The organism is Enterococcus sp. AZ091, assembly GCF_051714805.1.
GTDB lineage: Bacteria > Bacillota > Bacilli > Lactobacillales > Enterococcaceae > Enterococcus_D > Enterococcus_D gallinarum.
Window position 1 is genome coordinate 563,291 of the sequence record NZ_JBIOSO010000002.1, and the last position, 25,023, is coordinate 588,313.

General features: G+C 42.7%; 18 protein-coding genes and 1 pseudogene. 11 read left to right on the forward strand and 8 right to left on the reverse strand.

What is annotated here, in order from left to right; translation table 11 throughout:
• Positions 1-73: 73 nt before the first annotated feature.
• The 4 genes and pseudogenes from IGJ28_RS15110 to IGJ28_RS15125 form a co-directional block, all read right to left on the reverse strand.
• Positions 74-2,227: a DUF4129 domain-containing transglutaminase family protein gene (locus tag IGJ28_RS15110; RefSeq protein WP_438845470.1), complete on the reverse strand. Its 2,154-nt coding sequence runs from the start codon at positions 2,225-2,227 to the stop codon at positions 74-76.
• Positions 2,224-3,252, reverse strand: a complete 1,029-nt coding sequence (locus IGJ28_RS15115; protein WP_131732049.1) for a DUF58 domain-containing protein — start codon at positions 3,250-3,252, stop codon at positions 2,224-2,226. The genes IGJ28_RS15110 and IGJ28_RS15115 overlap by 4 nt, the downstream gene beginning before the upstream one ends.
• Positions 3,252-4,190 (reverse strand): AAA family ATPase, encoded by a 939-nt coding sequence (locus tag IGJ28_RS15120; RefSeq protein WP_003125938.1) that lies wholly within the window; start codon positions 4,188-4,190, stop codon positions 3,252-3,254. Before IGJ28_RS15120 ends, IGJ28_RS15115 begins: the two co-directional genes overlap by 1 nt.
• A 1,384-nt stretch (positions 4,191-5,574) precedes the next feature.
• A pseudogene (locus tag IGJ28_RS15125) lies at positions 5,575-6,099 on the reverse strand (FAD/NAD(P)-binding protein); the annotation flags it as partial.
• A gap of 286 nt (positions 6,100-6,385) precedes the next feature.
• Here IGJ28_RS15125 and IGJ28_RS15130 point away from each other — a divergent pair.
• Positions 6,386-6,766: a VOC family protein gene (locus IGJ28_RS15130; RefSeq protein WP_252711477.1), complete on the forward strand. Its 381-nt coding sequence runs from the start codon at positions 6,386-6,388 to the stop codon at positions 6,764-6,766.
• A 109-nt stretch (positions 6,767-6,875) separates the two neighbouring features.
• Here the strand turns inward: IGJ28_RS15130 and IGJ28_RS15135 are convergent, their stop codons facing one another.
• Entirely contained in the window at positions 6,876-7,871 is a 996-nt protein-coding gene (locus IGJ28_RS15135; RefSeq protein WP_252711476.1) for an ROK family protein, read from the reverse strand.
• Positions 7,872-8,037: 166 nt separating this feature from the next.
• Here IGJ28_RS15135 and IGJ28_RS15140 point away from each other — a divergent pair, with 166 nt between their 5' ends.
• Positions 8,038-8,847 carry an HAD-IIB family hydrolase gene (locus IGJ28_RS15140; protein WP_113849473.1) on the forward strand — a complete coding sequence of 270 codons (810 nt, stop codon included), beginning with the start codon at positions 8,038-8,040 and terminating at the stop codon, positions 8,845-8,847.
• A 23-nt stretch (positions 8,848-8,870) separates the two neighbouring features.
• Here the strand turns inward: IGJ28_RS15140 and IGJ28_RS15145 are convergent, their stop codons facing one another.
• From IGJ28_RS15145 to IGJ28_RS15155, 3 genes are all read right to left on the reverse strand, one after another.
• The gene (locus IGJ28_RS15145) at positions 8,871-9,026 is read right to left on the reverse strand and encodes a hypothetical protein (protein WP_021150114.1); all 156 of its coding nucleotides are present in this window, start codon (positions 9,024-9,026) and stop codon (positions 8,871-8,873) included.
• A gap of 78 nt (positions 9,027-9,104) precedes the next feature.
• Positions 9,105-11,282, reverse strand: coding sequence for a GH92 family glycosyl hydrolase (locus IGJ28_RS15150; RefSeq protein WP_113849474.1), 2,178 nt, complete (start codon positions 11,280-11,282; stop codon positions 9,105-9,107).
• 18 nt (positions 11,283-11,300) lie between these two features.
• Positions 11,301-12,371 carry a GntR family transcriptional regulator gene (locus IGJ28_RS15155; protein WP_103299463.1) on the reverse strand — a complete coding sequence of 357 codons (1,071 nt, stop codon included), beginning with the start codon at positions 12,369-12,371 and terminating at the stop codon, positions 11,301-11,303.
• Positions 12,372-12,526: 155 nt separating this feature from the next.
• Here IGJ28_RS15155 and IGJ28_RS15160 point away from each other — a divergent pair, with 155 nt between their 5' ends.
• The 9 genes from IGJ28_RS15160 to IGJ28_RS15200 all read left to right on the forward strand — a co-directional run bounded on the left by IGJ28_RS15160 (position 12,527) and on the right by IGJ28_RS15200 (position 24,995).
• Complete coding sequence (locus tag IGJ28_RS15160) at positions 12,527-13,816, forward strand: glycoside hydrolase family 125 protein (RefSeq protein WP_438845471.1); 1,290 nt, start codon at positions 12,527-12,529, stop codon at positions 13,814-13,816.
• A gap of 32 nt (positions 13,817-13,848) precedes the next feature.
• Positions 13,849-16,533, forward strand: a complete 2,685-nt coding sequence (locus IGJ28_RS15165) for an alpha-mannosidase (RefSeq protein ID WP_252711475.1) — start codon at positions 13,849-13,851, stop codon at positions 16,531-16,533.
• Positions 16,534-16,538: 5 nt separating this feature from the next.
• Positions 16,539-17,396, forward strand: a complete 858-nt coding sequence (locus tag IGJ28_RS15170; protein ID WP_005470873.1) for an ROK family protein — start codon at positions 16,539-16,541, stop codon at positions 17,394-17,396.
• Between the two features lie 249 nt (positions 17,397-17,645).
• Positions 17,646-18,527 carry an ABC transporter permease gene (locus tag IGJ28_RS15175; RefSeq protein ID WP_086269301.1) on the forward strand — a complete coding sequence of 294 codons (882 nt, stop codon included), beginning with the start codon at positions 17,646-17,648 and terminating at the stop codon, positions 18,525-18,527.
• A 13-nt stretch (positions 18,528-18,540) separates the two neighbouring features.
• Positions 18,541-19,461 (forward strand): carbohydrate ABC transporter permease, encoded by a 921-nt coding sequence (locus tag IGJ28_RS15180; RefSeq protein ID WP_003125954.1) that lies wholly within the window; start codon positions 18,541-18,543, stop codon positions 19,459-19,461.
• Positions 19,462-19,483: 22 nt separating this feature from the next.
• On the forward strand, positions 19,484-20,956 hold the full coding sequence (locus IGJ28_RS15185; RefSeq protein ID WP_003125956.1) for an ABC transporter substrate-binding protein: 1,473 nt from the start codon (positions 19,484-19,486) through the stop codon (positions 20,954-20,956).
• Between the two features lie 206 nt (positions 20,957-21,162).
• Complete coding sequence (locus IGJ28_RS15190; RefSeq protein WP_003125957.1) at positions 21,163-21,783, forward strand: YesL family protein; 621 nt, start codon at positions 21,163-21,165, stop codon at positions 21,781-21,783.
• A complete protein-coding gene (locus IGJ28_RS15195; RefSeq protein ID WP_003125959.1) occupies positions 21,776-23,521 on the forward strand; it encodes a sensor histidine kinase in 1,746 nt (581 codons plus the stop codon). The genes IGJ28_RS15190 and IGJ28_RS15195 overlap by 8 nt, the downstream gene beginning before the upstream one ends.
• Positions 23,505-24,995, forward strand: coding sequence for a response regulator transcription factor (locus IGJ28_RS15200; RefSeq protein ID WP_005470875.1), 1,491 nt, complete (start codon positions 23,505-23,507; stop codon positions 24,993-24,995). Before IGJ28_RS15195 ends, IGJ28_RS15200 begins: the two co-directional genes overlap by 17 nt.
• The last annotated feature ends 28 nt before the right edge of the window (positions 24,996-25,023 follow it).

The following is a 25,023-nucleotide window of genomic DNA, read 5'->3' on the forward strand; positions in this document are numbered from 1 at the left end:
ATCAGATGAACAAAATAAGAACCGAAGGCGCAGCATGCAGCACTGCGTCTTTGGTTCTTTTTCTTGTTTTCATTTAATGGACTTGATTGATTTTCTTTAATTGACTGATTTGCTGGGCGACATGAAGAATCAGCTGTTGTTGGCCGTCTATTGATTTCCCACCGTAAAGATAATCTTCATAGGTTGCCGTCAGTTGGATAAAACTCCCGTGGAAAATAGGATAAACAGCTTCCAATCGGCTGGCATACTCACTAAGAGGTTCCGAATCAGCATGGAAAAGAACTTTTGCTGCTTGTTTCATCAAGACAGGATAGGCGGTTGGTAATGGTTCGGAGCGAAAGCGAGCAATCAACCAGATGCGAATTCGGAAAAAGTAGCGGCGCAAAAGATACAGTAATCCCAAGAAAACCAAGCATGCGATACCTTGCAGAAAATAACGGATCCATTGCCATGTTTCAGGTGAGAAAAGGTGTTCTTCTGCTGGCGCAACAGTTGCCGTCATTGTTGTGGAACTGCTGGTCTCACTACTGCTGCTGGTAGAAGACTCGCGACTAGAACTGCTCGTTTCAGGTAATACTTCAGAAGAGACAGTTGTTGTTTGCAATTCGGGACGATCAGGATTTTGAAAGTTCGGCGTCGGCTCAAACGGTACCCAGCCAAAACCGGCAAAATAGACTTCCGCCCACGAATGCGCGTTGCGGTTTCTCACGGTAAATGTTGTCAGACCATTTTCAGTTTGAGCATCTCCTGGCGAAAAACCCTTGACCCAGCGCGCCGGAATATCGAGCGTTCGTAATAATACCACCATCGCAGTCGAGAAATTATCACAATAGCCAACTTTTGATTCAAACAAAAATTGATCGACATAGTCTTGTTCTTCTGCTGGATAGACGGCATCCGTTTTTGAATAACGGAATTCAATTGAATTTTTCAAGTGATTTTCAATGGCTGTGACTTGTTCAAAGATGGTACTTTGATCTTCTGTGATTGAGCGCGCAAGCTGCCGAATCCGTGCAGGAAGGTTCTCTGGTAATTGTGTATAGTCAACAGGAGTATCTGGCTGTTGCAGCGGCAAGGATTGCAATGTTTCAGCGGCATAGTCCGCTGGCTGCCAAGCCAGTGAAACTTCAATCTGTTGTTGCGGCTCCATTAGATCGACTCGTTGAACCGCATCATCCACAATAAAACCAGAGGCTCCTTCTTCAATAGTGAGGTGATTGCTTCCATAAGGTAATGGCAAATAATCTCCCTGATTCTGCAAATAAAGCTGGACTGTTTCTTCTTTAAGATAATCTTGTTGATAATTATCATCTGCAATCCGCAGGGAATCAGGCACTGTTCGCAGATCTTCTTCCCGTATCGTGTTGATCCAACCCTTGCCAGAATAAAAATCTTTGCTTTCTACTCGCCAATAATGGCGGGTATCTTGTTGGGCTGTAAATAACACGGTATCATCGTCTAATAAAGGACCGCCTAATTGCCGATCATTTTCGCTAAAGCCTGTACGGGACCCGCTAGGTGCACCATGTTCTTCGATAAACTGATAAAAGCCGCGTTGATTCGCTTGTGTGCGTATACCAGTGGTAGCTGCTACCAAGCGATCGCGAATCGCGGTTCTTGGCAGCAGTGTTGCTCCAACCAACAGCAACGAACATAGCAGGGTGAGCCCCAGCCAGAACGACCATTCTCGTACTGTTTTCAGCTGTTGGGTTTTGATCAGGCTGCAAAGAACTCCGCAAAAACACACCCCCAACAAATGCCACGTTAGATTGAAATCATTAAAAATCACGACAGTCAGCAGATAGAGACACATTGCACCGTAGACAATATAAAAATGCTGGATGTAGATCGAGAACACAGCAAACAGAAGAATGCCGGTGACGATAATGGTCACTGCAACAAGTTCAGTGATATAACCGACTTTGCCAGCCAGAATCTCGCTGAGAGCTGTTTGCAAATCATAAAAATATCTTTGGAACCAAGTGAAGGAAAATCCTTCACCATAAGGAAAAAAGCGGTAAAGAGTGACAAACCAGCCTACGATGTAAAAAGGCAGACTGTAGCGAAGACGAGGACTTAAAATACTCACGAAGCAAATCAGAAAGGCGTACAGAAGCAACGTAGTTTGGTGCCCCAAGTGGTAGACTGCTAAAAACGGCAGCACCGTCAAAATGATCGCAATGTAAGTCAGAGCTCCGATTATGGCTTTTTTGATCAAAGGATTCATTCAGACACCTCTTTGTTCGACAGTCGTTGGATCAGGTCATGATACGTATAAACTTGCAGCATGTTGCTTGGCGTCAAGGATTCCAGATAGACTTCTAAGGATTGCGAGACAGCCGGTGTGATGATAATCACCTGACGCCCTGAGATTTTGGGCAATGGTTCTGGGACTGTGATAAATGGCTGAATCGCTGCGAAAGCTCCAGCATGGATTTGATAAGGAGAATCCAGGTCCTCGCCGATCAATAGTTGCTGAAAAGGCATCTTTTTAAGCAAGAGATTTTGGAGCGAAAAGAAGATCGCCAATGTGTCTTCAAAAGCAGGGTGAGATTCACCCCAAAACAACAAAGTCAACTCCTGTTGTTGTTCCGTTTCATGTTCTCGATAAATCAGTTCTTGCTGTTTACTGGAGAGCTTCCAGTCAATATGCTTTAATGAATCCCCTTGCTGATAGTTACGGTAGTTTCGAATGGTGAAATTTGATTCCCCGTAAGTATATTTTCGCGGCTTTTTTTCAAAAAGTGTCATCAAGGATAGGACCTCGGGGCGATATTCTGGCAAAATGAGGATTTCTTGTTGGATTTTCATTTGCCGCCTTTTTCTGAAGAATCCCCAAAGTTCCTGGCTTGTGAGGGTCAATGGCAGTCCATTATATGCTCCTCGAGCGGTAGGAAGCCACAGCACCTCTAAGCGGATGGATTCGCCCCGATAAAAAGTGAGCGTCTGTTCCTGATTTTGAAAGAGCAAAGACAGCTTTGGGATTGGCAACAGCGTTGGCCGATACTTGAAAACTTGCAGCGGCAAAGGCGTTTCTTTGTTTATTTGTGTTTGGATCGATTCTTCAAGAGTCACTTGGATTTTATTAAGGGAAGGCAGAATGAATAACAAGTCTGCTAGTACCAATAAAGTAACAAAAAAGAGGAGACTCCAACCTGCTTCATTATTGAAAACGATACAATAGCTTAGTAAAAGAAAATAAGTAACAAAAAATACCAGATATTTTCCGAATAACCGCTGTTTGCTCATCATCAGCGCCTCACTGGTACAGGAACGCGTTGGATCATTTGCTTCATGATCTCAGAGAGACTTTCCTGGCTGGCAGTAATCCCGCCTTTTAATAATAAGCGATGACCAAAAACGGCTGGCAAAATTCGTTGCAAGTCTTGCGGTGTCACATAGGTTCTTCCTTCGGTCAAAGCCAATGCTTTTGCCCCTTTCAAAAAGGCAATGCCGCCACGAGGGCTGATGCCTAAATCAATGGCATTATGGTTGCGGCTAGCTTGGACCAGCTGCAGCGCATAGCGAGCAACTTGATTGTCCACGAAAACTTGATCGACCATTTGTTTCAATGCGGTAACTTCCTGCGAGGTCAATATTGTCTGAATTTGATTGAGGGATTGCTGGCGTTGTCCAATCAGTAAAGCAAGCTCATCTTGAAAAGCAGGGTAGCCAATGTGTAATCGAAACAAAAAACGATCCAGTTGTGCTTCCGGCAAAGGATAGGTTCCTTCATATTCGATTGGGTTTTGAGTCGCCAACACAAAGAAGTGAGGGCTTAGCGCGTAGGTTTGATTATCGATGGTCACGTGATTCTCAGACATTGCTTCCAATAATGCTGCTTGTGTACGAGGTGTTGTCCGATTGATTTCATCTGCTAATAACACAGAAGTAAAGATAGGTCCCGGTCGAAATTCAAATTGCTGGTTTTCTGAATTGAAGATCGATACACCTAAGATATCATTGGGCAAAAGATCTGGGGTAAACTGAACACGCTTATAGTCGCTTTGGATGGCTTTTGCCAATGATTTGACTAGCATCGTTTTCCCTACCCCGGGAATATCTTCAAACAAAACGTGTCCACCTGCCAATAATGCCGCCACAGTTAATTGGATCACATCTCGTTTTCCTAAAATCACTTTCTCGACTTCATTGATCAACGCATCGATCTTTTGTAGTTCATCTGCCATTTTTCAACCTCCTTGAGCCTTTTCTTTTATTGTATCGGTTTTTATTTGCAATCGCAATTTATTGAAGGCAGCTCCTATCCCCAAGAAGAGAACTAGTCAAGCAATGGGCAGCAATCTGATCTGCTTGTCGTAAATTAAAAGCATTGGTTCCCGGTTGTGCTGTGGCGGCGGTTAGCCAGTGAATGCCTTCTGTTGGGATACCAAAACAGTAAAGTCCTTCTTGAATCTGATCATTTGGATCAAGCAACTGGCTTGTGGCCGGATCAAGCGCAATGGCATCTGTATAAAACGGAGCCTCCTTAGGAATGTATAACTTATGAGGACTGGCAATGCCATCAGCTAGTAAGTGTCTTAACAATGGATTAGCGGTACGACGAATATCCGTCGATTGAATCCGAGCTTCCAATACCTGCTTAGCGGCGTATCGTTGTTGGGGATAGCTGGCTGAATAAGCCACAAAGGTGCCGCTTCCTTCAACGATCATCTTTGGACCAAGAATCGTGACGATATCCGCTTCGATCAGTGCGATCAATTCACGAATGCGCTGAAGTGGGGGGCCAATCGATAAAAAGGCGTTCAATGGAACGAAAGACTGCCAGAATTTTTCTTTTAATGCTTTTGGCGAAAACAATTGCTGATCAAGCATAAAGCGAACCGGATCACGCAAATCTTTTAACAATTCAAACATACTACTGATCGGACTTGTTAAATTTCCTTTGGCCGCTTCTGTAACATCCCAAGTAAGATAGGTCAACAGAAAGTCGCGAACCGATTGGCTTTTTTTTCTTTTGTAAGGATCGAAGATATAGCGCCAGTCCAACCAATTTTGGCGAGGAATTTGGAAGTCTGTCAAAACATCGGCGGCGCCATTTTGGCGGACAAATTGTTCAGTAAAAGCCGCTTGATCATCTTCAGACTCTTGAGACAGCCAGCGTTGATAATAAACAAGTTCCATTTCTTTCTGCAAATAAAAGAAAAACTCAGTGGACTGATCTTGCCCTTTCGCTTGCCAAGAGCGGAGTCGTTCCGTTGTCAAGAAGCGAGGCAGAATCTGTTCTGTTGGATGCTTCTGATTGGCTCCTCGTGCGTGGTATGGCAAACCTCTTCCTGATCCGGCAATGATTGTTGGTTCATTGCCAGAAGGAATGTAGCGAAGGCGATCTGAACCAATAAAGACACCGCCGCGATCAGTGGTCAAACGGGTGACATAATCAAAGAACGCCAATCCTAGACCTCGGAGAATAACGTGTTCTCCGCCTTTGACTTTATTAAAATCGACATCCGCTGCATTCTGAGGCGGAGAATACAAAAAGCCTTTTTGGCGGGCGAATTCGTTTAATCGATCTTCTTCTTCAGTGAGCGAGACTTGATGATGCCCAACTGCCAGAATCACTCGGTCCGATTGAAGAGAATGCCTGTCTGTTTTTAGTAAATAGTGCGTTTGTTTCGGTATTAGGCCAATGGCGTTTTCCTGCAAATACGTGAATGTGATGAATGGGGGCAATGTTTCAACCAATTGCTGATAAAACCATTTCTGATACAGCCCGTATAATGCGCGAGAACAATGACCGTCAGGATCCAACTTGTCAATTTCTGATACCAGTGAGGGCTGATTTTTTTTAGCAAAATTCCTACCGTCTTTTTTTGCCCATTCGTAAAGACTGGGACCGGGGTTGATCGGGCCGCCAGTTTCTAGCGTTTCGTCAGTAAAAAGGGTGACTTGACTGGTCACAGAATTGAGTAGCAAACTTTGCGGTTGATTCGTTTGCCAAATAGCGCCTCCAGGGGGATAGGGATCAATCAATGTGAGAGATAGGGACTGCTGATTGATACTTGCTTGAGCAATCAACCTTTCACATAGTGACAGTCCTCGTGGTCCAGCACCGATGATTGCGATGTTCATTTTCATTCCTCCTTCGCAAACTGGAGAATCTTTTTTGATCGATGACTTATTTTCTTTCACTTTAGAGAAATTTTTGAGGAACTGCAACTATTGCGACTGGTTTCAGAAAAACCATTCAAGTAATGGCTTAAAATAAGAGGAAATAAGAAGAAAGAGGATTGCTCTGTGATAGGAATAAAATTGCTGGAAAGAAGAAACTTCGATACAATGAATAAGAGAAGAATTTGGATGTGCATGATTAAAGGACAAGTAAAGTGGATTCTTTTCATAAAAAAGCGAAAAGAGGGATACAATGTTTGTGGAACACATTGCCATTTGGGTTCGTGATCTAGAAAAAATGGCCGAATTTTATGAAACGTATTTTGGTGCCCAACGTTCTGAAAAATATCACAACACCAAGACTGGGTTTCAATCTAATTTTTTGCGTTTTGATTCTGGCAGTCGTATCGAATTAACGACAAAGCAGCATCTTCACCCTGGTGGAACAGATACACTGGGTTACACGCACTTAGCGATGGCTCTGAAAAGCCAAGCGGAAGTGGATGCTTATGCCCAACGTTTTGTTTCAGATGGCTTTCCTCTGCTGAGCGGTCCCCGCACAACAGGGGATGGTTATTATGAAGCGGTGATCCAAGATCCTGAAGGGAATTTGATCGAAATTACTGTTGCGTAAACAAAAAACGAACGGTGATCCCCTGATTTGGCGTAACTTTTCGCCTGCAAAAAGGAGAGATCTACTCGTTCGTTTTTTTGGCGCAACTCCCAATGCCCAACGGAAAGGTTTAGCAAGATAGATCGTAGGGGGTATTGCGGAAAAGCAGCCAGTGCATACCCAAGATCATGGCTTGGTCGAAGTCGTGAACAAAGGTATATACAGGATGATTCGGCTGTTTGGTAATAAAAGGGTCGTGAGTGATAGCCGCTAGCAAGTCTTCTTCTATTGCTGCTGTACTGGCAAAAACAAAGCGATCAGGAGCAAAAGCAGCATTATAAAAAGGCACTAAAGCAGATAAGCGGGCCACCAATTCTTGAGTACTTTTTGGAGCACCTTTGTCGATAAAGCCTGGTAAGTATTTTGCTTCTCCAGCAAGCGCATTTTGGCCTTCTAACAGAGAAGCATTGAAGATCAACGTGATCCCTGGCATGCTGTTTTCGGGATTATAAATACCTACGATGTTTTCCGAGAGAGAAATCTGCTTGGCGATACAATGGCCAACGGTCAGCAAATGGGCATCATTTTGATAAAAGCAAGGAATAGGCGTAATCTCCTTGAATAACTGGTCAAGATCCCATCCATCAAACTTTTCATACCAGCTGGAAGTCACGACACCCTCACTGATTTTTCCTGGCAACAGCACAGCGATCTGTTCGACATCAGCGAAAGCTTCGATAGATTGTCGGACAAGATTCTGAAAGGCTGTCGGTGTGATCTCGGAAAAAACTTGGTGCTGCGCAGCTAAGATCGCTCCTTTCAAATCGATGTGGTAGCTTCTCAACTCCAATTGACGATTTACTTCTATCAAAGCGAGCAACAATGATTTTGAGTACTTATAGTTAAAGCAATATTCGATAGCTGGGCGCCCAATCTCTCTTTGAACGAGCTTGCCTTTCGTTACCATTCCCTCTGAAACAAGATCTTTTAATAAAGAATTGATCGTCACCATGCTGATGCCGGTCTCTTTTACCAGATCGGATGCAAAAGAGGTCCCTTTTTGAAACAATTCTTTTAAGACGACTTGAATATTCTGGTGGCGAATCAAGTTTTTATTGGCAGACATGTTATTGCCTCCTTTAGTGAACCTAGTTTATTAAGTATAGCGATGAAGCGCAGCAATGTAAAGAAAGTTCCTAAAGCGATTGACGGTTTTCAGTTAAATAAGTATATTTAATTAAGGTAGTTAAATAAATAGAGCGGCAGCGACGCGGCGAAGGATGTGGAATGAGATGATCAAACTGATCATTACAGATTTAGATGGAACATTTTTAAATAGCCAGGGGGCCTTTGATCAAACCTATTTTGATAAAGTCAGCCAGATGATGGAACAAAGAGGGATAGCCTTTGCCGCTTGTACTGGCAAGCAGTGCGAGCGCGTAGAAGAACTGTTTGGGGATCAAGCGGCGAAAATCTGGATATTAGGGGATAGTGCCACACGAATCAAACATCAAGGAGGCTATGTGTTTGAATCCTTACTTCCAAATGCATTAGGGCAGCGTTTGATCCAACGATTAGAAAAAATAGCAGCTGACCATGTGATCATTGCCTGTACCCCAACAGCCGCTTATATCAAGGAAACGACAACGGAAGAAAATGCAGCCCGGGTTCGAGGTTCTTATCGTGTTGTCAAAACGGTCACCAGTTATAGTGAGATCCAAGAAGACTTCGTGAAAGTGACGGTATATGATCCTAAGTTACGTTGTTTCGATAGCGTCAAGCAGCTGTCTTCTTTTGCAGCAGATGCCTACATCGTTGCTTCAGAAGCTGCGTGGATCGATATCACTAATCAAGGTGTCCATAAAGGGACAACAGTAGCCCAATTACAGAATTTGCTGGCAGTGAGTCCCCAAGAAACGATGGTCTTTGGGGATGGATTGAATGACAGCGAATTAATGGCCGCTGGCACCTACAGCTTTGCAATGAAAAATGCTTTTGAGGAAATCAAGGAAGCTGCAGCTTTTGTGACCCGCTCCAATGATGAAAATGGTGTGCTGCGAACCATTGAACTGATTTTGGCGTTACAGGAATCTAAGCATTGATCTAATCGATTTAGGCTATCGGTTCATTGATTGATAGCTGCAAAAGAGCAACCAGCAAAAAAGGTCTGCAACATAAGTTCTTCAACAAACTGACTATCTGAAGGTTGTTGTAATTGTCCGGCGGTCAGCAGGGTATCTCCATAAGTGGGAAATACCTCGCGCAATTCAATTACTGTCATTCAGATAGTTTAGTTTGGTTGATCCTTATGTCGCAACCTTTTTTTCTTTCGGTATTGCTCGTTCTTTAAAAAAGGTACCTACCGATTTTCATTATGGTCTTCATTCGACTCTTGACTATGCGACAGACTATAAGGATAAGCTTCCGCTGACCAAGTCTTACTGCGGGGAACGATGCCTAGAGTATAGCGGATCGTCGAACCAGCGATCAGTTCATCATGAGTAAAGAACAACCGAGAGTGTTGTTTACCATTTAGAGTCACATTGTCGATAAATTGCTGCTGCGGCTGATTTGGCGTGCTGTGGATTTTAAGTTCTTTTCCATTCGACAAAAAGAGTGTCGCTTCGTCAAGCAAAGGCATCCCCAAAACGTATTCGCCGGTACCAGGAGTGACAGGATAGAAACCTAATGCGTTAAAAACATACCAACCGGACATGCTGCCATTGTCCTCATCTCCAGGATACCCTTTTGGAGAATCATCGAAACATTGGGTCAGCAATTGTTTAATCAATGGTTGTGCCATTTCTGGTTTGCCAATGTAACTAAAGAGATAAGGATAGTGGAAACTAGGCTGATTCGAGATAGCTAACTGACCAAAATCCAAAGCCGCCATTTCACTCATTTCATGAATCTCAAAACCGTAGCCCTCGGTAGTATAATGGGGAGCTTGATTGCACAAATCCACCAGTTTTTGTTCAAAGGATTGTTTGCCGCCATGAGCTGCGATCAGGCCAGCAAAATCATGGAACACAGCAAAGCTACTTTGCCACGCACTCCCTTCTGCATAATCACGACCCCAACGATAGGAATCAAAATCCGTCCGAAAATCACCAGCTTTGTCTTTTGCTCGCATAAAGCCTGTTTCTGAATCAAAGATCGCTAAATAGTTTTTTGCTTGCTGCTGATAGTAGCTTGCTTCAGGGTCAGCCAGAGAACTTGCCACTTGGGCAATGCAAAAATCACTGTAACAATAATCAAGGGTATGATTGACAGATTCATGGTACTCACTAGGAACATAGCCGTATTTCAAGTAATCGGCAGTTCCTTGCCGGCCATAATTTGGATTTGGACTCTGAATGGAGGCTGCTTTCTTCATAGCTGTTAAGAACTCTGGCATCAAGTCAGGTCGAATTCCTTTGACGCAGGCATCAGCGATCACAGCATCGATCAATGTACCTGGCATCAGCCCTCGCTCATCAGGTGATAACCATTTTGGCAAGAATCCGCTTTCTTTAAAGCTGTTCAAAAATCCTTCCAACATATCTTCTAGCTGCTCGACCGCAATCAGAGAAAAGAGTGGGTAGACTGTTTTGTAAGTATCCCAGAAACCATTGTTTGTATAAAGCGGTCCTGGTTTGATGGTCTTGGCAAGTGTATCGTAATGGATTTTTTGACCAGATTGATCTCGTTCATAAAAAGTCTGCGGGAATAAAAACAACCGATAAAAATTATGATAAAAAGTTGAAACTTGTTTTGGATCGTGGTGCTTGATATCTATTCGATTCAAGTAGTTTTCCCATGATTGCTGCGCATTAGACAAGTAGTCAGCTGTTGTTTGATCCAACTCACGGCTGAGATTCAGAAAGGCTTGCTGAGAACTTAAAAAGGATGTCCCAAAACGGATCGTTTGCTGATTTTTTTCTTCAAAACGAATCACCACAAAGCCATTTTCTCCTGATAATTCCCCTTCAATCGCATGAACAGCTGTTTCAAAACGCAAGATGAAGTGAAAAGCAAAGTCATTGTCTTCACAGCCAGAGTAATTGATGACCTGTCCTTTGACGGTCTGTTCGTCGACTTGCTGCAGCTGATAGCGCCCAGGCAAAGAGATTCCTAAGCCAGGATCAGTCACTGCACCATCTAGAGCCAGAATGCCTCCGTACATGCTTGGGATCAATGTTGTAGTGAGTTGGTAGCGTTGGCTTTTCACTTGTAAACAAGCTGGATTGAAGACACTTTCTTCTGGACGATAGGAACTTTGGGCATGAAATAGTGTATTTTCTGATAACTTCCCATTAATAGGCAAAAAAGTAAGGTGACTAAAATCGCCCATCCAAGGGCTTGGCTGATGGGTCAGTCGAAATCCTTGAAACGTACGGTCTTCAGGATGGAACCACCAACTTCCACGTTGGTCGCTTGTTTGAGGGGCAAAATAGTTCATGCCAAACGGAACCCCTGTATAAGGGAGACAGTTGCCGTGAGAAAAGCTGTATTGATTATCTGTCCCATGCCTCGTATCGATCATTGTTACTTTCATTTTGTTTGCTCCTTTATGTCATTGTTTTTGGTCAATTGTTGAATCTCTGACAACTAAAGTGACTGCGACTTTCTGATTCGCTGTTGCAGACTCATCTTCTTTGGCGAGCGTAGATAAGTCGGCAGCAGTTGACTGAATCAACTGTACTAATTTTGTACCAGCCAAACGACCCAACTCGGCAAAATTTTGTTTTACAGTGCTGAGAGGTGGATCCACCAATGCAGCCGCTTGAATGTCATCGAAGCCGATCACAGCAAACTCTTTTGGAACCTGAACCCCAACTTGTTTCAATTGGCGCATCAATTCGATGGCGACAAGATCATTCTCGCAGACAGCCCCAGTCAACTGATTCTCTTGAATATAACTAACAGCTGATGACAAAAGTGCCTGAGGATCATCAAGTTTTGTTCGAAAAGACGACTGTTGCTTTTTTAATTGATCCACATAGCCTAGATAACGTTGGCGGACAGACTGTGGATGGTGACGTTCACCAAAAATATAGCCAATGCGTTGATGACCTTGTGCCAAAAGATGTTCAGTCGCTAACTGTCCTCCTTCAAAGTTGTCTGCCAAAACAGCTGGGAATGAGAACTCATGCAGTGCTTTATCAAGTGTGACGACAGGGAACCCTTGTGAAGCCAGTTCGAAAAGCAGATCATAATTTGAATTCGTGTTGTTAGCGTAGTAGATCATTCCGTCAAATTCTTCTGTCAACGCTTCGGCCGTGGTTTGCTCCAGATAATCAACAGGTGTCAGCATCAATTCGAATCCCTGTTCCTGCATGACTGGATAGATGCCTTCCGTAAAATTGCCAAGGGAAAGGTCATTCGCGAAGGGTAAAATAAACAGCACTTTCCCCTTTGATTGTGGTTGGATCGGTCTACGAACAAAACTGCCACTTCCTTGAATACGATAGATCAGCTGATTTTGTTCCAATTCAGTTAAGGCTCGCTTGGAGGTGATGCGACTCACTTGGTATTTCTCTGACAATTCCTTTTCAGTAGGGACACGGCTTTCCGGAGCTAACTCACCGCTTTGAATCTGCTCATACAATTCGTGATAAATTTTTTTGTATAATGGTTCTTTCATGAGTTGATCTCCTTTTTTTGATATATCATATTCACAGGATAGCATATTCGTTCAAAATTGAAAATAGAGTTTTGTCAAATTGCACTAGACAATGCTGAGAAACATCGTTATACTGAATTTATAAAATGATATATCAAATTTAGGGCGGTGACCAAATGGCTTATCAAGAAATACCAAATTCAGTTGCAAACTTTATGCAGGAAATAACCGAACGTTGTGGAAGTGAACATGCGGATTGGGCAAAAAACTTCAATGCTGCTTTTGCTAACACATTGTTGACAACGGTCAAACGCCATGAAGATGGCACAACATTTCTACTGACAGGGGACATTCCGGCGATGTGGTTGCGAGACTCAACCGCGCAGGTACGGCCTTATTTAGTAATTGCCAAGGAAGATGAAGAGCTGGCAGCGATGATCAGCGGATTAGTCAAGAAGCAATTTTTTTATATCAATATCGACCCTTATGCCAATGCCTTTAATGAAGCAGCAAATGGCGCCGGGCATCAAAGCGATTTGACAGAGATGAATGATTGGATCTGGGAACGAAAATATGAGATCGATTCTTTGTGTTATCCCATTCAATTGGCGTACCTGTTGTATAAGAATACTGGCAGAACAGATCAGTTTAATGACGATTTTGTGAGCGGTATCAAAAAAGCCCTTCATGTTTTTGCCACGGAACAAAATCATCAAGAATCTCCTTATCGCTTTGAGAGAGAAACATGGCGTAAAGAAGATACCTTGATCAATGACGGGAAAGGAGCGCCTGTCGTACCAACTGGTATGACCTGGTCGGGATTTCGTCCCAGTGACGATGCATGTGCTTATGGTTATCTGGTTCCTTCGAATATGTTTGCTGTAGTGGTTTTAGGCTACATTGTTGAGATTTTTAGTTCTATCTTGAATGAACCAGCGATTGTTACTCAAGCAAAACAGCTCCAATCAGAGATCCAAGCAGGGATCGATGCGTTTGGCAAAACCACCAATCAAGCGGGTCAAACGATCTATGCCTATGAAGTCGATGGTCAAGGCAATGCCACTGTGATGGATGATAGCAACGTACCGAATTTGATTGCCGTCCCTTATTTAGGTTACGGATCAGATCAAGATGAAACCTATTTAGCCACACGCAAAACGTTGCTCAGTTCCGAAAATCCTTACTTCTATGAAGGAAAATATGCGAAGGGGATCGGAAGCTCTCATACACCAGAAAACTATGTGTGGCCGATCGCGATGGCAATGGAAGGCATGACGACACCAGATAAGGCGGAGAAAGAACGAATCCTCAATCAATTAGTTGCAACCGATGCTGGCACCCATTTGATGCATGAAGGATTCGATGTGGATGATCCGACGAAATATACCCGGGAATGGTTCTCATGGGCCAATATGATGTTTTGTGAGCTTGTCATGGATTACTTTGATATTCGAGTAGAAAAATAAGCATCTCCGGCAAAAACGAGAGGAGTTAGACAATGAAAAAACAAATTTATATCGTATCTCATAGTCATTGGGATCGTGAGTGGTATATGCCTTATGAGCAACACCATATGCGCTTGATTGAATTGATGGATGATCTATTGGAATTGTTTGAGAAAGATCCTGAGTTCCACAGTTTTCATTTAGATGGTCAGACCATTATCCTAGATGATTATTTGGAAGTTCGTCCGGAAAAGCGGGCAGCGGTCAAACGAGCAATCGATCAAGGAAAATTACAAATTGGTCCCTTTTATATTCTTCAAGATGACTTTTTGATTAGTTCAGAGTCCAATACCCGCAACATGTTGATTGGAATGGCTGAAAGCAAAAAATGGGGAACACCCGTCATGCTGGGCTATTTCCCGGATACATTCGGGAATATGGGCCAAACGCCGCAAATGATGAAGCAAGCCAACTTACACAGTGCAGCTTTTGGTCGAGGAGTTAAGCCAATCGGGTTTGATAACGAAGTTTTACCGGATGATCAGTTTACCTCCCAATACTCAGAAATGAATTGGCGAGGTCCAGATGGCAGTGAGATCTTTGGTCTACTTTTTGCCAACTGGTATTCCAATGGCAATGAGATTCCGGTTGATCGGGAAGAAGCACACCAGTTTTGGACCCAAAAATTGCAAGATGTTGAGAAATTTGGTTCGACAAATCATTACTTGATGATGAATGGGGTGGATCATCAGCCTGTCCAAAAAAATATCAGTGAAGCGATCCGCTTAGCGAATGAATTGTTCCCTGATTATGAATTCAAGCATGCTGGGTTCACAGAGTACCTTGCAGCAGTTCAAGCGGATTTGCCAGCAGACCTTGGGACCGTGAGCGGCGAATTGACAAGTCAAGAGACAGACGGCTGGTATACGCTAGCCAACACGGCCTCCTCGCGGGTTTATTTGAAACAATGGAATACGCGCGTCTCACGTCAATTGGAAAATGTGGCTGAACCATTAGCAACGATGGCGTATGAGGTAACGAAGAAGTATCCCCACGATGTGCTGGACCACGCTTGGAAGCTATTGATGCAAAATCATCCTCATGACAGTATTTGTGGCTGTTCGGTGGACGAAGTGCATCGGGAGATGATGCCGCGGTTTGAAAAAGCCAATGAAATCGGCAAATATGTCGCTGATGAAGCAGTAGCACAGTTGCTAAATGCCATCGATACTTCCGCTTTTCCAAAAGAAAGCCGACCATTTGTAGTCTTTAATACCTCGGGGACGACACGTTCGGGCATCGTTGAAGTGGAAGTAGAACTGAGCCGGAAAACATTCCGAGAAGGGCTTCCTAGCCGGTTATATCAAGAGTTGCAGCAACAACCTAAAGGTTCTTACCAAATCATTGATTCTGAAGGAAAGATCTTACCGGCAAAAATCAGCGAAGAAGAAGTGCTTTTTGACTATGAATTACCGAAAGACGCTTTTCGGATTCCTTTTATGAAGCGTTTTGTCAATGTACAAGTCCAAGTGGATCAAATGCCGGAATTTTCATGGCAGACCTTTGCACTGATTGAGGCTGACAAGCCACAAGTAGCATCTACGACAGAAAAAATCGTTTCAGCAGATGGTCGTGTTTTAGAAAACGCGTTTGTCCAAGCAACGATCACTTCAAACGGCAGTCTGACCATCAAAGAAAAAGCAACCGGGAAAGAATTGACGGATTTATTGGTTTTTGAAGATGTTGGCGATATCGGCAATGAGTATATTTTCAAACAACCTGAAGGGGACCGCGCCATTTACTCAACAGCTTTTCCTCATCAAATTGAGGTCATCGCAAATTCTGTTCTTTATGGCGTCGTTAAAGTAACGCAGATGATGCAAATTCCAGTATCGGCTGATGAGCAATTACTTGAAGAACAAAAAGCAGTCGTCGATTTCCGTTTCCGTAAAGCACAAAGGGCGCAACAAACAGGGCCATTTACCTTGGAAACAGAAATTCGCTTGGACTGCAACAGTAAACGAATCAGTTTTAAAACGACAGTGAACAACCAAAGCAAAGACCACCGGTTACGGGCGCTTTTCCCTACGGGAATCCATACGGATCAACATGAAGCTGATAGTATCTATGAAGCAGTTAGAAGGCCGAATCAAGTCTCTAGTCATTGGCAAAATCCGACAAATCCGCAGCATCAACACGCATTTGTTAATTTACATGAGGAAGATTTCGGCGTCACAGTTTCCAATACTGGTTTGAATGAATACGAGATCGTAGAAGACAAAATTTGTTTGACATTGTTACGATGCACAGGAGAACTTGGCGATTGGGGCTATTTCCCAACACCAGAAGCGCAATGTATCGGTAAGCATACGTTTGAGTACGGGATTGAGTTGCATGCTCAAGCCAACGAACGCTACGAAACCTATCGACAAGCACAAGCAGCTCAAGTGCCTTGGATCGCCCGGCAAACAGCCATCCACTCAGGTCTATTAGAAAAACAGTCACAATTCGTAGAAGCCAATGGCGCTACAGTGGCGATCACGGCTCTTAAACGTCGTCGCCAAGATGACTTGCTCGTTCTAAGAGGGTACAATCTTGCCGATACAGCAACACCTTTTGTCGCGAAGAAAGAAAAGACAGATCGTTGCCTGCTTAATTTGTTGGAAGAAGAACAGCCTCAATCAGTCGGAGAAACACTGGCTGCTTATGAAATTCGAACAATCGGTTTGAAGGAGTGAAAAAGATGTTTTATGGTGCAATTGAAGCCGGTGGAACAAAAATGAATTGTGCGGTCGCTGATGAACGATCTATCATTGATGAGTGCTCACTACCTACGACGACACCAGAGGAAACGATGGCTGCTATTTTTGCTTTTTTTGATAAGTACACCTTAGCCACCATGGGGGTAGGATCATTTGGTCCGATTGGGATCGATCCTCAACAAGAAACGTATGGCAAAATCTTAGCAACACCCAAAAAAGGCTGGCAGCAGTTTGATTTTTTAGGGACTTTGAAAAAACGGTATCCCGCCACTCGTTTTGCCTGGACGACAGATGTCAATGCTGCGGCTTTTGGGGAACTGAAACAAGGTGCAGCACAAGGAATGCGCAGCTGCGTGTATCTAACTATTGGCACTGGTATTGGAGCTGGAATTGTAATCAATGAGGAAATCTTCCAAGGCGCAGGTCATCCGGAAGTTGGGCATACTTTTGTGAAACGGCATCCGCAGGACGATTATGTCGGCACCTGTCCCTATCACAAAGATTGTCTGGAAGGGTTAGCAGCTGGTCCCTCACTGGAAGCACGGACAGGTATCAAAGGACAACATTTGCCAAAAGATCATGAGATTTGGGATTTACAAGCCTTTTATATTGGGCAAGCACTTGTGAATATCACTTTGACAGTTGCCCCTGATCGAATTGTATTAGGAGGCGGAGTGATGAACCAACCGCATCTTTTGACGAAAATCCACGATCAGTTTACTGAGCAAATGGCTGGTTATATGGAAACACCGACAGTCACAGAATACATTGTTGCTTGGGGGCTGCCGAACAAAAGCGGCATTATTGGCAGTCTGTTATTAGGAAAAGAAGCCCAATAAAAAAAAGTAAAACAAGCAGCAATACGTGCTGCTTGTTTTTTTGTGAAGAAAAATCGTCTTTTGATCGATGGGGAAAATCATACAAAAGATAATAGAAAAGACAAAATCTTTAATTTGTTTCTTTTTACCTTTAGTTTGTTCCTTAATTATTCACAATGAAAGCGTTATTCTTATAGCAGAAGGAGTTGATCAAATGTGAAGAAAAAGGGATTTTGGAAAAATGTGTGGCAATTTAAAGCACTTATCTTAATGGCACTTCCCGGTGTCATTTGGTTCATCTTTTTTTTCTATATTCCAGTATTTGTCAATGTCGTTGCATTCAAAGATTTTCGTCTTTCACCAGACGGATTTTTTGCCAGTCTGCAACAGAGCCCGTGGGTCGGGTTTGATAATTTCAAATTTTTATTTGCATCAAATGATGCTTGGCTGATCACTAGAAATACATTGCTTTACAATATCGTGTTTCTAGCATTCAATCTATTTTTTGCCATCGCCTTTGCGATCGTGATGAGTGAATTGCGGAACAAGCGATTGGTCAAAGTGTATCATACCATGTCATTGCTGCCTTATTTTCTTTCATGGGTAGTTATTTCCTATTTTGTCTATGCCTTTTTGAGCCCTGACAAGGGAATTATCAATCAATGGATCACCAACATGGGTGGTGAAGGAATCAACTGGTATGCCGATCCAAAATGGTGGCCATTTATCTTTGTTTTCATGAACGTCTGGAAGAGCTTGGGCTACAACAGTATCATTTATTACGCATCGGTGATGGGTATCGATCAAACCTATTATGAAGCAGCGATGGTGGACGGGGCCAATAAATGGCAGCAAATCAAAAACGTGACACTGCCGCAATTATTGCCGATGATCTCTGTCTTATTGATTTTGAATATTGGCGGGATCTTCCGGGCCGACTTTGGTCTATTCTACCAAGTTCCTCGCAACTCAGGTGCATTGTATCAAGTTTCTTCCGTTTTAGATACCTACATCTATAACGGCTTGACGGCCACAGGTGACTTTGGCATGACTGCTGCCGCCGGACTTTATCAATCCGTAGTGGGTATGTGCTTGCTCTTAGCTGCCAACTTAGTGGTACGTAAATTAGAACCAGATTCAGCATTATTCTAAGGAGGATGGACGAATGAAAAAGAAAGTAGCAAAGGTCGAAGTCCGTTCCTTTAATCCAACGGTCAACCTGATTTTCAATATTGTTTTGGCGCTATTTGCCTTTTCTTGTGTCTTACCATTTTTATTTGTAATTGCAATTTCTCTGACGAGTGAAACCTCGCTAGCTGAGAATGGCTACCGCTTTTGGCCCGGTGAATTTTCTTTTGCCGCCTATAGCTATCTCTTTAGTGGCGCCATGAGCAGCAAGATTTTTCAAGCATTTGGGATCTCCGTCTTTATCACCGTCTTCGGGACAGTCATCAATGCAACGATGACTTCATTGTATGCCTATGTGATTTCTCGTTCCAATTTCCCATTTCGGCGATTCTTTACGCTCTTTGCATTGGTAACGATGCTTTTTGCCCCAGGAATGGTAGCCAATTACCTAGTAATGGTTAATTTGATTCAATTAAAAGATACGATTTGGGCATTGATTTTACCGATTGCATTAGGTCCTTTCAATATTTTAGTGATGCGGACTTTCTTCAAGAAGACTGTGCCAGACAGTATTATTGAGTCAGCTCGGATCGATGGTGCCAGCGAAATGAAGATTTTCATCTCGATCGTCTTACCATTAGCGGTTCCAGGAATCGCTACGATCAGTTTATTTGCGGCACTTGGTTACTGGAATGATTGGTTCAATGCATTGTTATACATTCAAAAGGATTCACTAGTGCCGTTACAAGCACTATTGATGCGGATTCAATCGAACTTGGATTATTTAGCTAAAAGTACCGGTATGGCTGCTCAAGTTCAAGGTGGATTGGCCGCATTGCCAAACGAGACTGCTCGGATGGCAATCGTTGTAGTAGCAACATTACCAATTGCCATTACTTACCCATTTTTCCAACGATATTTCGTGGGTGGCTTGACAATTGGCGGTGTCAAAGAATAATAAGGATATAGGAGGAAAACAAATGAAATCGTGGAAAAAAACAATGTTTGCAGGATTCGCTTCAGCAATGCTGTTGAGCTTAGCTGCTTGCGGGTCAAACGGGGAGTCGTCGGATTCTGATTCTAATAGTGCGGACGGCGTAACGACTTTGTTGATGTATCAAGTCGGGGACAAACCAGAGAACTTTGATCAATTGATGGAGATCGCCAACAAACGGATCGAGGAAAAAATCAATGCACGGATCGACCTACAGTACATCGGCTGGGGCGATTGGGATCAAAAAATGAGTACGATCATTTCTTCTGGCGAGAACTATGATATCTCTTTTGCATCTAATTTTGTGGCAAATGCCCAAAAAGGAGCATATGCGGATCTGACCGACCTCGCACCAAAATATGCTAAGGAAGCTTATGATCAATTAGATGAAGCATATATCAAAGGCAACACCATCGATGGCAAGCTGTATGCCTTTCCTGTTAATGGAAACGTGTATGCGCAACAAGTATTGACATTCAACAAACAATATCTCGATAAATACGACATTGATATCAGCAATATCAATTCTTATGCTGATGCAGAAGATGCCTTGAAAAAATTCCATGAGAAGGAACCGAATATTGCCAGCTTCGCAATTGGTCAAACCTTCAACATTTCAGGAAACTATGACTATGTCATGGGAAAAGACTATCCATTTGCGGTCAAACTTGACGGAGACACTACAAAAATCATCAACCCATATGAAGATGACGAACAAATGGCAAACTTGAAATTGATGCACAAATGGTATAAAGAAGGATTGATCCCAACAGATGCCGCTACCAATACCACTGGCTATCCATTAGAAGGAAATACTTGGTTTATGCGTGAAGAAACCCAAGGACCAATGGATTACGGCGATACAATCTTGAACAATGCTGCCGGTCACGAATTGATTTCTCGTCCGCTTACCAAACAATTGAAATCAACAGGGCAAGCCCAAATGGCGAACTTTGTAGTGGCAAATGTTTCTAAAAACAAAGAAAAAGCTGTCGAATTCCTTGGTTTGTTAAACAGCGACCCTGAATTGTTGAATGGACTTGTCTGGGGTGTTGAAGGAGAAGCATGGGAAAAAGTGGAAGGGCAAGATAACAAAATCAAATTGTTGGATGGCTACAAACCAAACACTCACATGGCGGCATGGAATACTGGGAACAATATGATCTTGTATACGCAAGAATCGATCACTGATGAAATGATCAAAGAACGTGACGAAAACATTGCTAAAGCCGAAGAATCACCAATTCTAGGTTTCAACTTTAAAACAGATAGTGTGAAGACTGAAATCACCAACATCGCCAATGTGATGAATCGTTATAAAGCAAGTCTAGCAACAGGGACCATCGATCCAGAAGAAAATGTGCCAAAACTAGTGGAAGAATTGAAAACAGCTGGTTGGGACAAAGTTCGTGATGAAATGCAAAAACAATTCGACGAATACCGTGAATCTGGAAAATAATTAGTTAAAATAAGCGGAGCAACTGCGCGTAGGAGCAGATGAGGAGTAGCCGATGAATGATTTCGTCACTCCTCATTTGTTGTACATAATAGAATAAGATAGAATAAGCGGCGATAAGCGTCAGAAAAAGTAAAGATTCGCATTTTGAGAAGTGACAAAAAAACGCTATAATAAAACGGGCAAATACCAAGAGGGGATGAGGAAGAATGAAAGAGACAACAAGTGGAGGATTAGTAAAGGCCTTTCGTCTGATTTGGGCGGTCATTAAACTGAATCTTTTCTTCGTATTGTTTACAATGATGGGCGCAGTTTTGTTTGGGGTTGGTCCGGCATTTCAAACCATCAGTGATTTGATCGAAGAAGAGGGCTTATCTTACGAGGACCAAACGTTTAGGAAGGCCTTTCGATGCTGGAAGCAAAACTTTTGGCGAGCCAACGCCCGTTTTTATTTATTTTTCGGTTTGCTGGCGATCGCAGCGTATAATTTGTATCTCTCCAGTCAGATCCAAGGACTACTGTGGCTGATGATCGACTTTTTGCTAGTAGTAGTAAGTGGTCTCTTGGTTTTACTGTATTTGTATAGTTTATTGTTTGAATCAATTTATGAAACCTCTTTATTGAATACGATCAAACTGGCATTTGTCAGTTTATTTCTAAATTTTGGCACCTTCGCTAAAGTCATTTTTGGTCTCGTAGGTATTTTGGTGTTTACTTGGAGCATGAAAGGATTGTTTTTATTTGGTACCTTCAGTTTGATCTTATTATGGGTCCATTCCGCTTCCCGGAAAGACCGTGCATTGATCGATGGAAAACTGCAATATGAATAAACGAATCTTAGCCCTTTTCAAGCGTGACTTCCTGATCAATCAATTGATGCAGCTTTATAGTGCCTTGTTGATTCTGATTTCGATTTTGATCATGTTAGGGTTGAGTGTCTATACGGGTGTGGATCGGTTTCGGATGAGTAATCGACTCGTCGATGCAACAAGCACGTATTTAGATACGTATATCCAAGAGCGTAATACGATTGTTTCTGAAGTATTAGGAGAATTCACCAGTTCGGATGCCACATTTGAATCATTGCGCAACTATTTACAGTTATCGATCGCCGATTATTTTTCCTATAGTAATGATATGTTTCGACAATCAGGACAAAATATTTATCTGCCGAATATCCTTTACCGTTTGATCAGCAGTCATCCTGACATTGAAGAAATCATCGTTCAATTGGATGAAAGCAAAGAATATTTAGTTGCTACACCAGACAGACCTTACGGAGAGAAACTGCGGGGCGACCAGATCCAATTGAAAAATCGCCTATATTTTGCGCGGTCGATCGCACAACCGAGTAATTTTGCGCAACCAATGGGACAAGTGTTTGTGGTATTTAATGAAGAAAACGTATTAGCTAATCGTAGTGATGAAAATAGAGAACACGGTATCAAAAGTTTCATATACACAAGCAGTGGACAGCGTCTCTATAAAGATGCACCGAATCTGAATCAGGCGATGATCGACAAAATCGATCAAGCAATGGCCAATAATCAAAAAGAGATCGTGCCGAAATTGTCCCATGATTTTTACATAAAAAAACAAGGGAATATCAACGGAGAAATCACGCTGGTTTTACTAGATAAGCAAGTGATTTGGCGGGATGTCCTAAATTATACATTGTTGATTTTTGGTTGCGGTACGCTGATTCTTTTTGTGCTGCTATTGATTTTGCATCGTACGTTCAAGCGTTACACCCAGCAGGTCAAACAGATCGTTCAAGCAACCCAAAAAGTCAGTCACGGAGATTTTAATGAGCGTATTGATACCACGGGGGTTCAACAAGAATTAAAAACAATCGCCGAGGCGATCAATCAAATGACAGGCAGTATCAATGACTACATTGAGGACATCTATACCCTGGAAATCAAGCAGCGGGATGCGGATATGCGGGCATTGCAGGCTCAGATCAATCCTCATTTCTTATACAATACACTCGAATACATTCGGATGTACGCATTGAGCCGCCAGCAGGAAGAATTAGCGGATGTCGTATACGCTTTTTCGGCACTTTTGCGCAACAATACGACACAGGAAAAGATCAAAACATTGGCAGAAGAAGTGACGTTTTGTGAGAAATACGTTTACTTGTATCAAATGAGGTATCCGGATAAAATCGCCTATCACGTAACTATCGAAGAAGATCTGAAACATCTGCTCTTGCCTAAGTTCACTTTGCAACCTTTAGTAGAAAATTATTTTGTGCATGGAATCGACTATCAGCGAAATGATAATGCCATCAGTATCAAAGCCTTCCGACAAAATGGCAAGATTCTTTTGCAAGTACGGGACAACGGAAAAGGAGCAGATCCAGAGCAATTAGCGATGATCCGCCAAGAGCTTGCAGATGACCGAGTCGTCGTACAAACATCCATAGGCATGAAAAATGTTCATGAACGATTAAGGGGGATGTTTGGCGATCATTATCAGATGGAAGTTGAATCTGAAAAAAATCACGGATTCAAGATTTCCATTGCGATCGATGAGGAGATGTTGAATGATGAGTTTATATAAAGCCATGTTTGTGGACGATGAGTACATGATTCTAGAAGGCCTAAAGATGATCATTCCTTGGCAAGAATTAGGCTTTGAAGTCGTTCACACAGCTAAAAGCGCTTCTGAAGCGTTGGAATATTTAGAAACACAAGCCATTGATCTACTGATCACTGATATTCGCATGCCGGAAATGAATGGGATTGATATGATCGCTAAAGCACAGGCAAAAGGCAATACCTTTTTTTCCATCATCTTATCTGGTTACCAAGAATTTGCATTTGTGAAGCAAGGCATGCAGTTAGGAGTCCGAAATTATCTCGTTAAGCCAGTCAACAAGGTCGAACTCTATGAAAGTGTGCAGGCAATTGCGGAGGAACTGGCACATCAGCAACGAATCGATGAACAAAATGACTTGTATCGAGAATCCAGCTTGTTGCTTTGGCTGAATGATGAATTAAATGAAAGTGAGTACCACTTATTATTGGAACAGTCCACACAACCCATCCATCCGCCTTATACGATTCTACAGCTGACAGGGACACCTGAAATCTTAGAAAATGGGTTTCGTTTTTTTGTCGAAAAAGAACAGCCATTGCTACTGCCAGGACGATTGGGAGAGAATCAGTTGCTGATCGTTTTTTATGGTGAACGTCAACGTCTCTGGTGTCTGCTCAAAGAACTGTCAGCGATTCTAGCAGGAAATTGGCAATTGGTGGTCAGTGAAACGATCAATGAATGGGAAAACTTATACAAAGGGTATGAGAAAATCAAGCAAGTCCAATCACTGCAGACCTTTTACCCGGATTTGCTGCTTAATGAACAAATCATTCAAGTCGATATCTTAGACCGCAACGAAGCGCTACCTTTTCTCTCTTTCAATAAAGCATTGACGATCGGGGATACAAAAACCGTTCAAGATGAATTAGACAAAATCTTTTCAAGTCTCGAGGGGATGCAGGCTGACCCTGAGCATGTCCGTTACGTAGCCTTTCTATTATTCAATGATATTTACCGCCAGTTCCCTGCTTTGACTAGAGAAAATTATGATCGCATCATCACTCGGATTCGAGCATCGAATACGATCCAGGTACTGCGTCAGCTCTTCAACGAGATTTTGCAGTTGGCCAAAGACCAGCCTCAGCAAAAGCGTTATTCTGAGATTGTTCAAAAAGCGGTTGGCATGATTGAAGAGCACTATACGCAAGAGCTGACGGTTAAATCGGCTGCCGAAGCTCTGCATGTTAGTGTAGTCTATCTGGGACAAGTGTTCAAAAAAGAAACGGAATTAAGCTTTAATCAATACGTCAATTTTATTCGGATCAAAAAAGCTCAGCAGCTTCTGCTGCATACGGGACAAACAATTAATGAGATTGCCGATGCGATCGGATACAATAATACGAATTATTTTTCAAAGATGTTCAAGAAATTGAATGGTCTGACGCCAAAAGAATTTCGAGAGAAGTATGAGCAAAGTTACGAATCACTGGATTGACCGCTTGAAGGGTTTTTTAGACAGATAA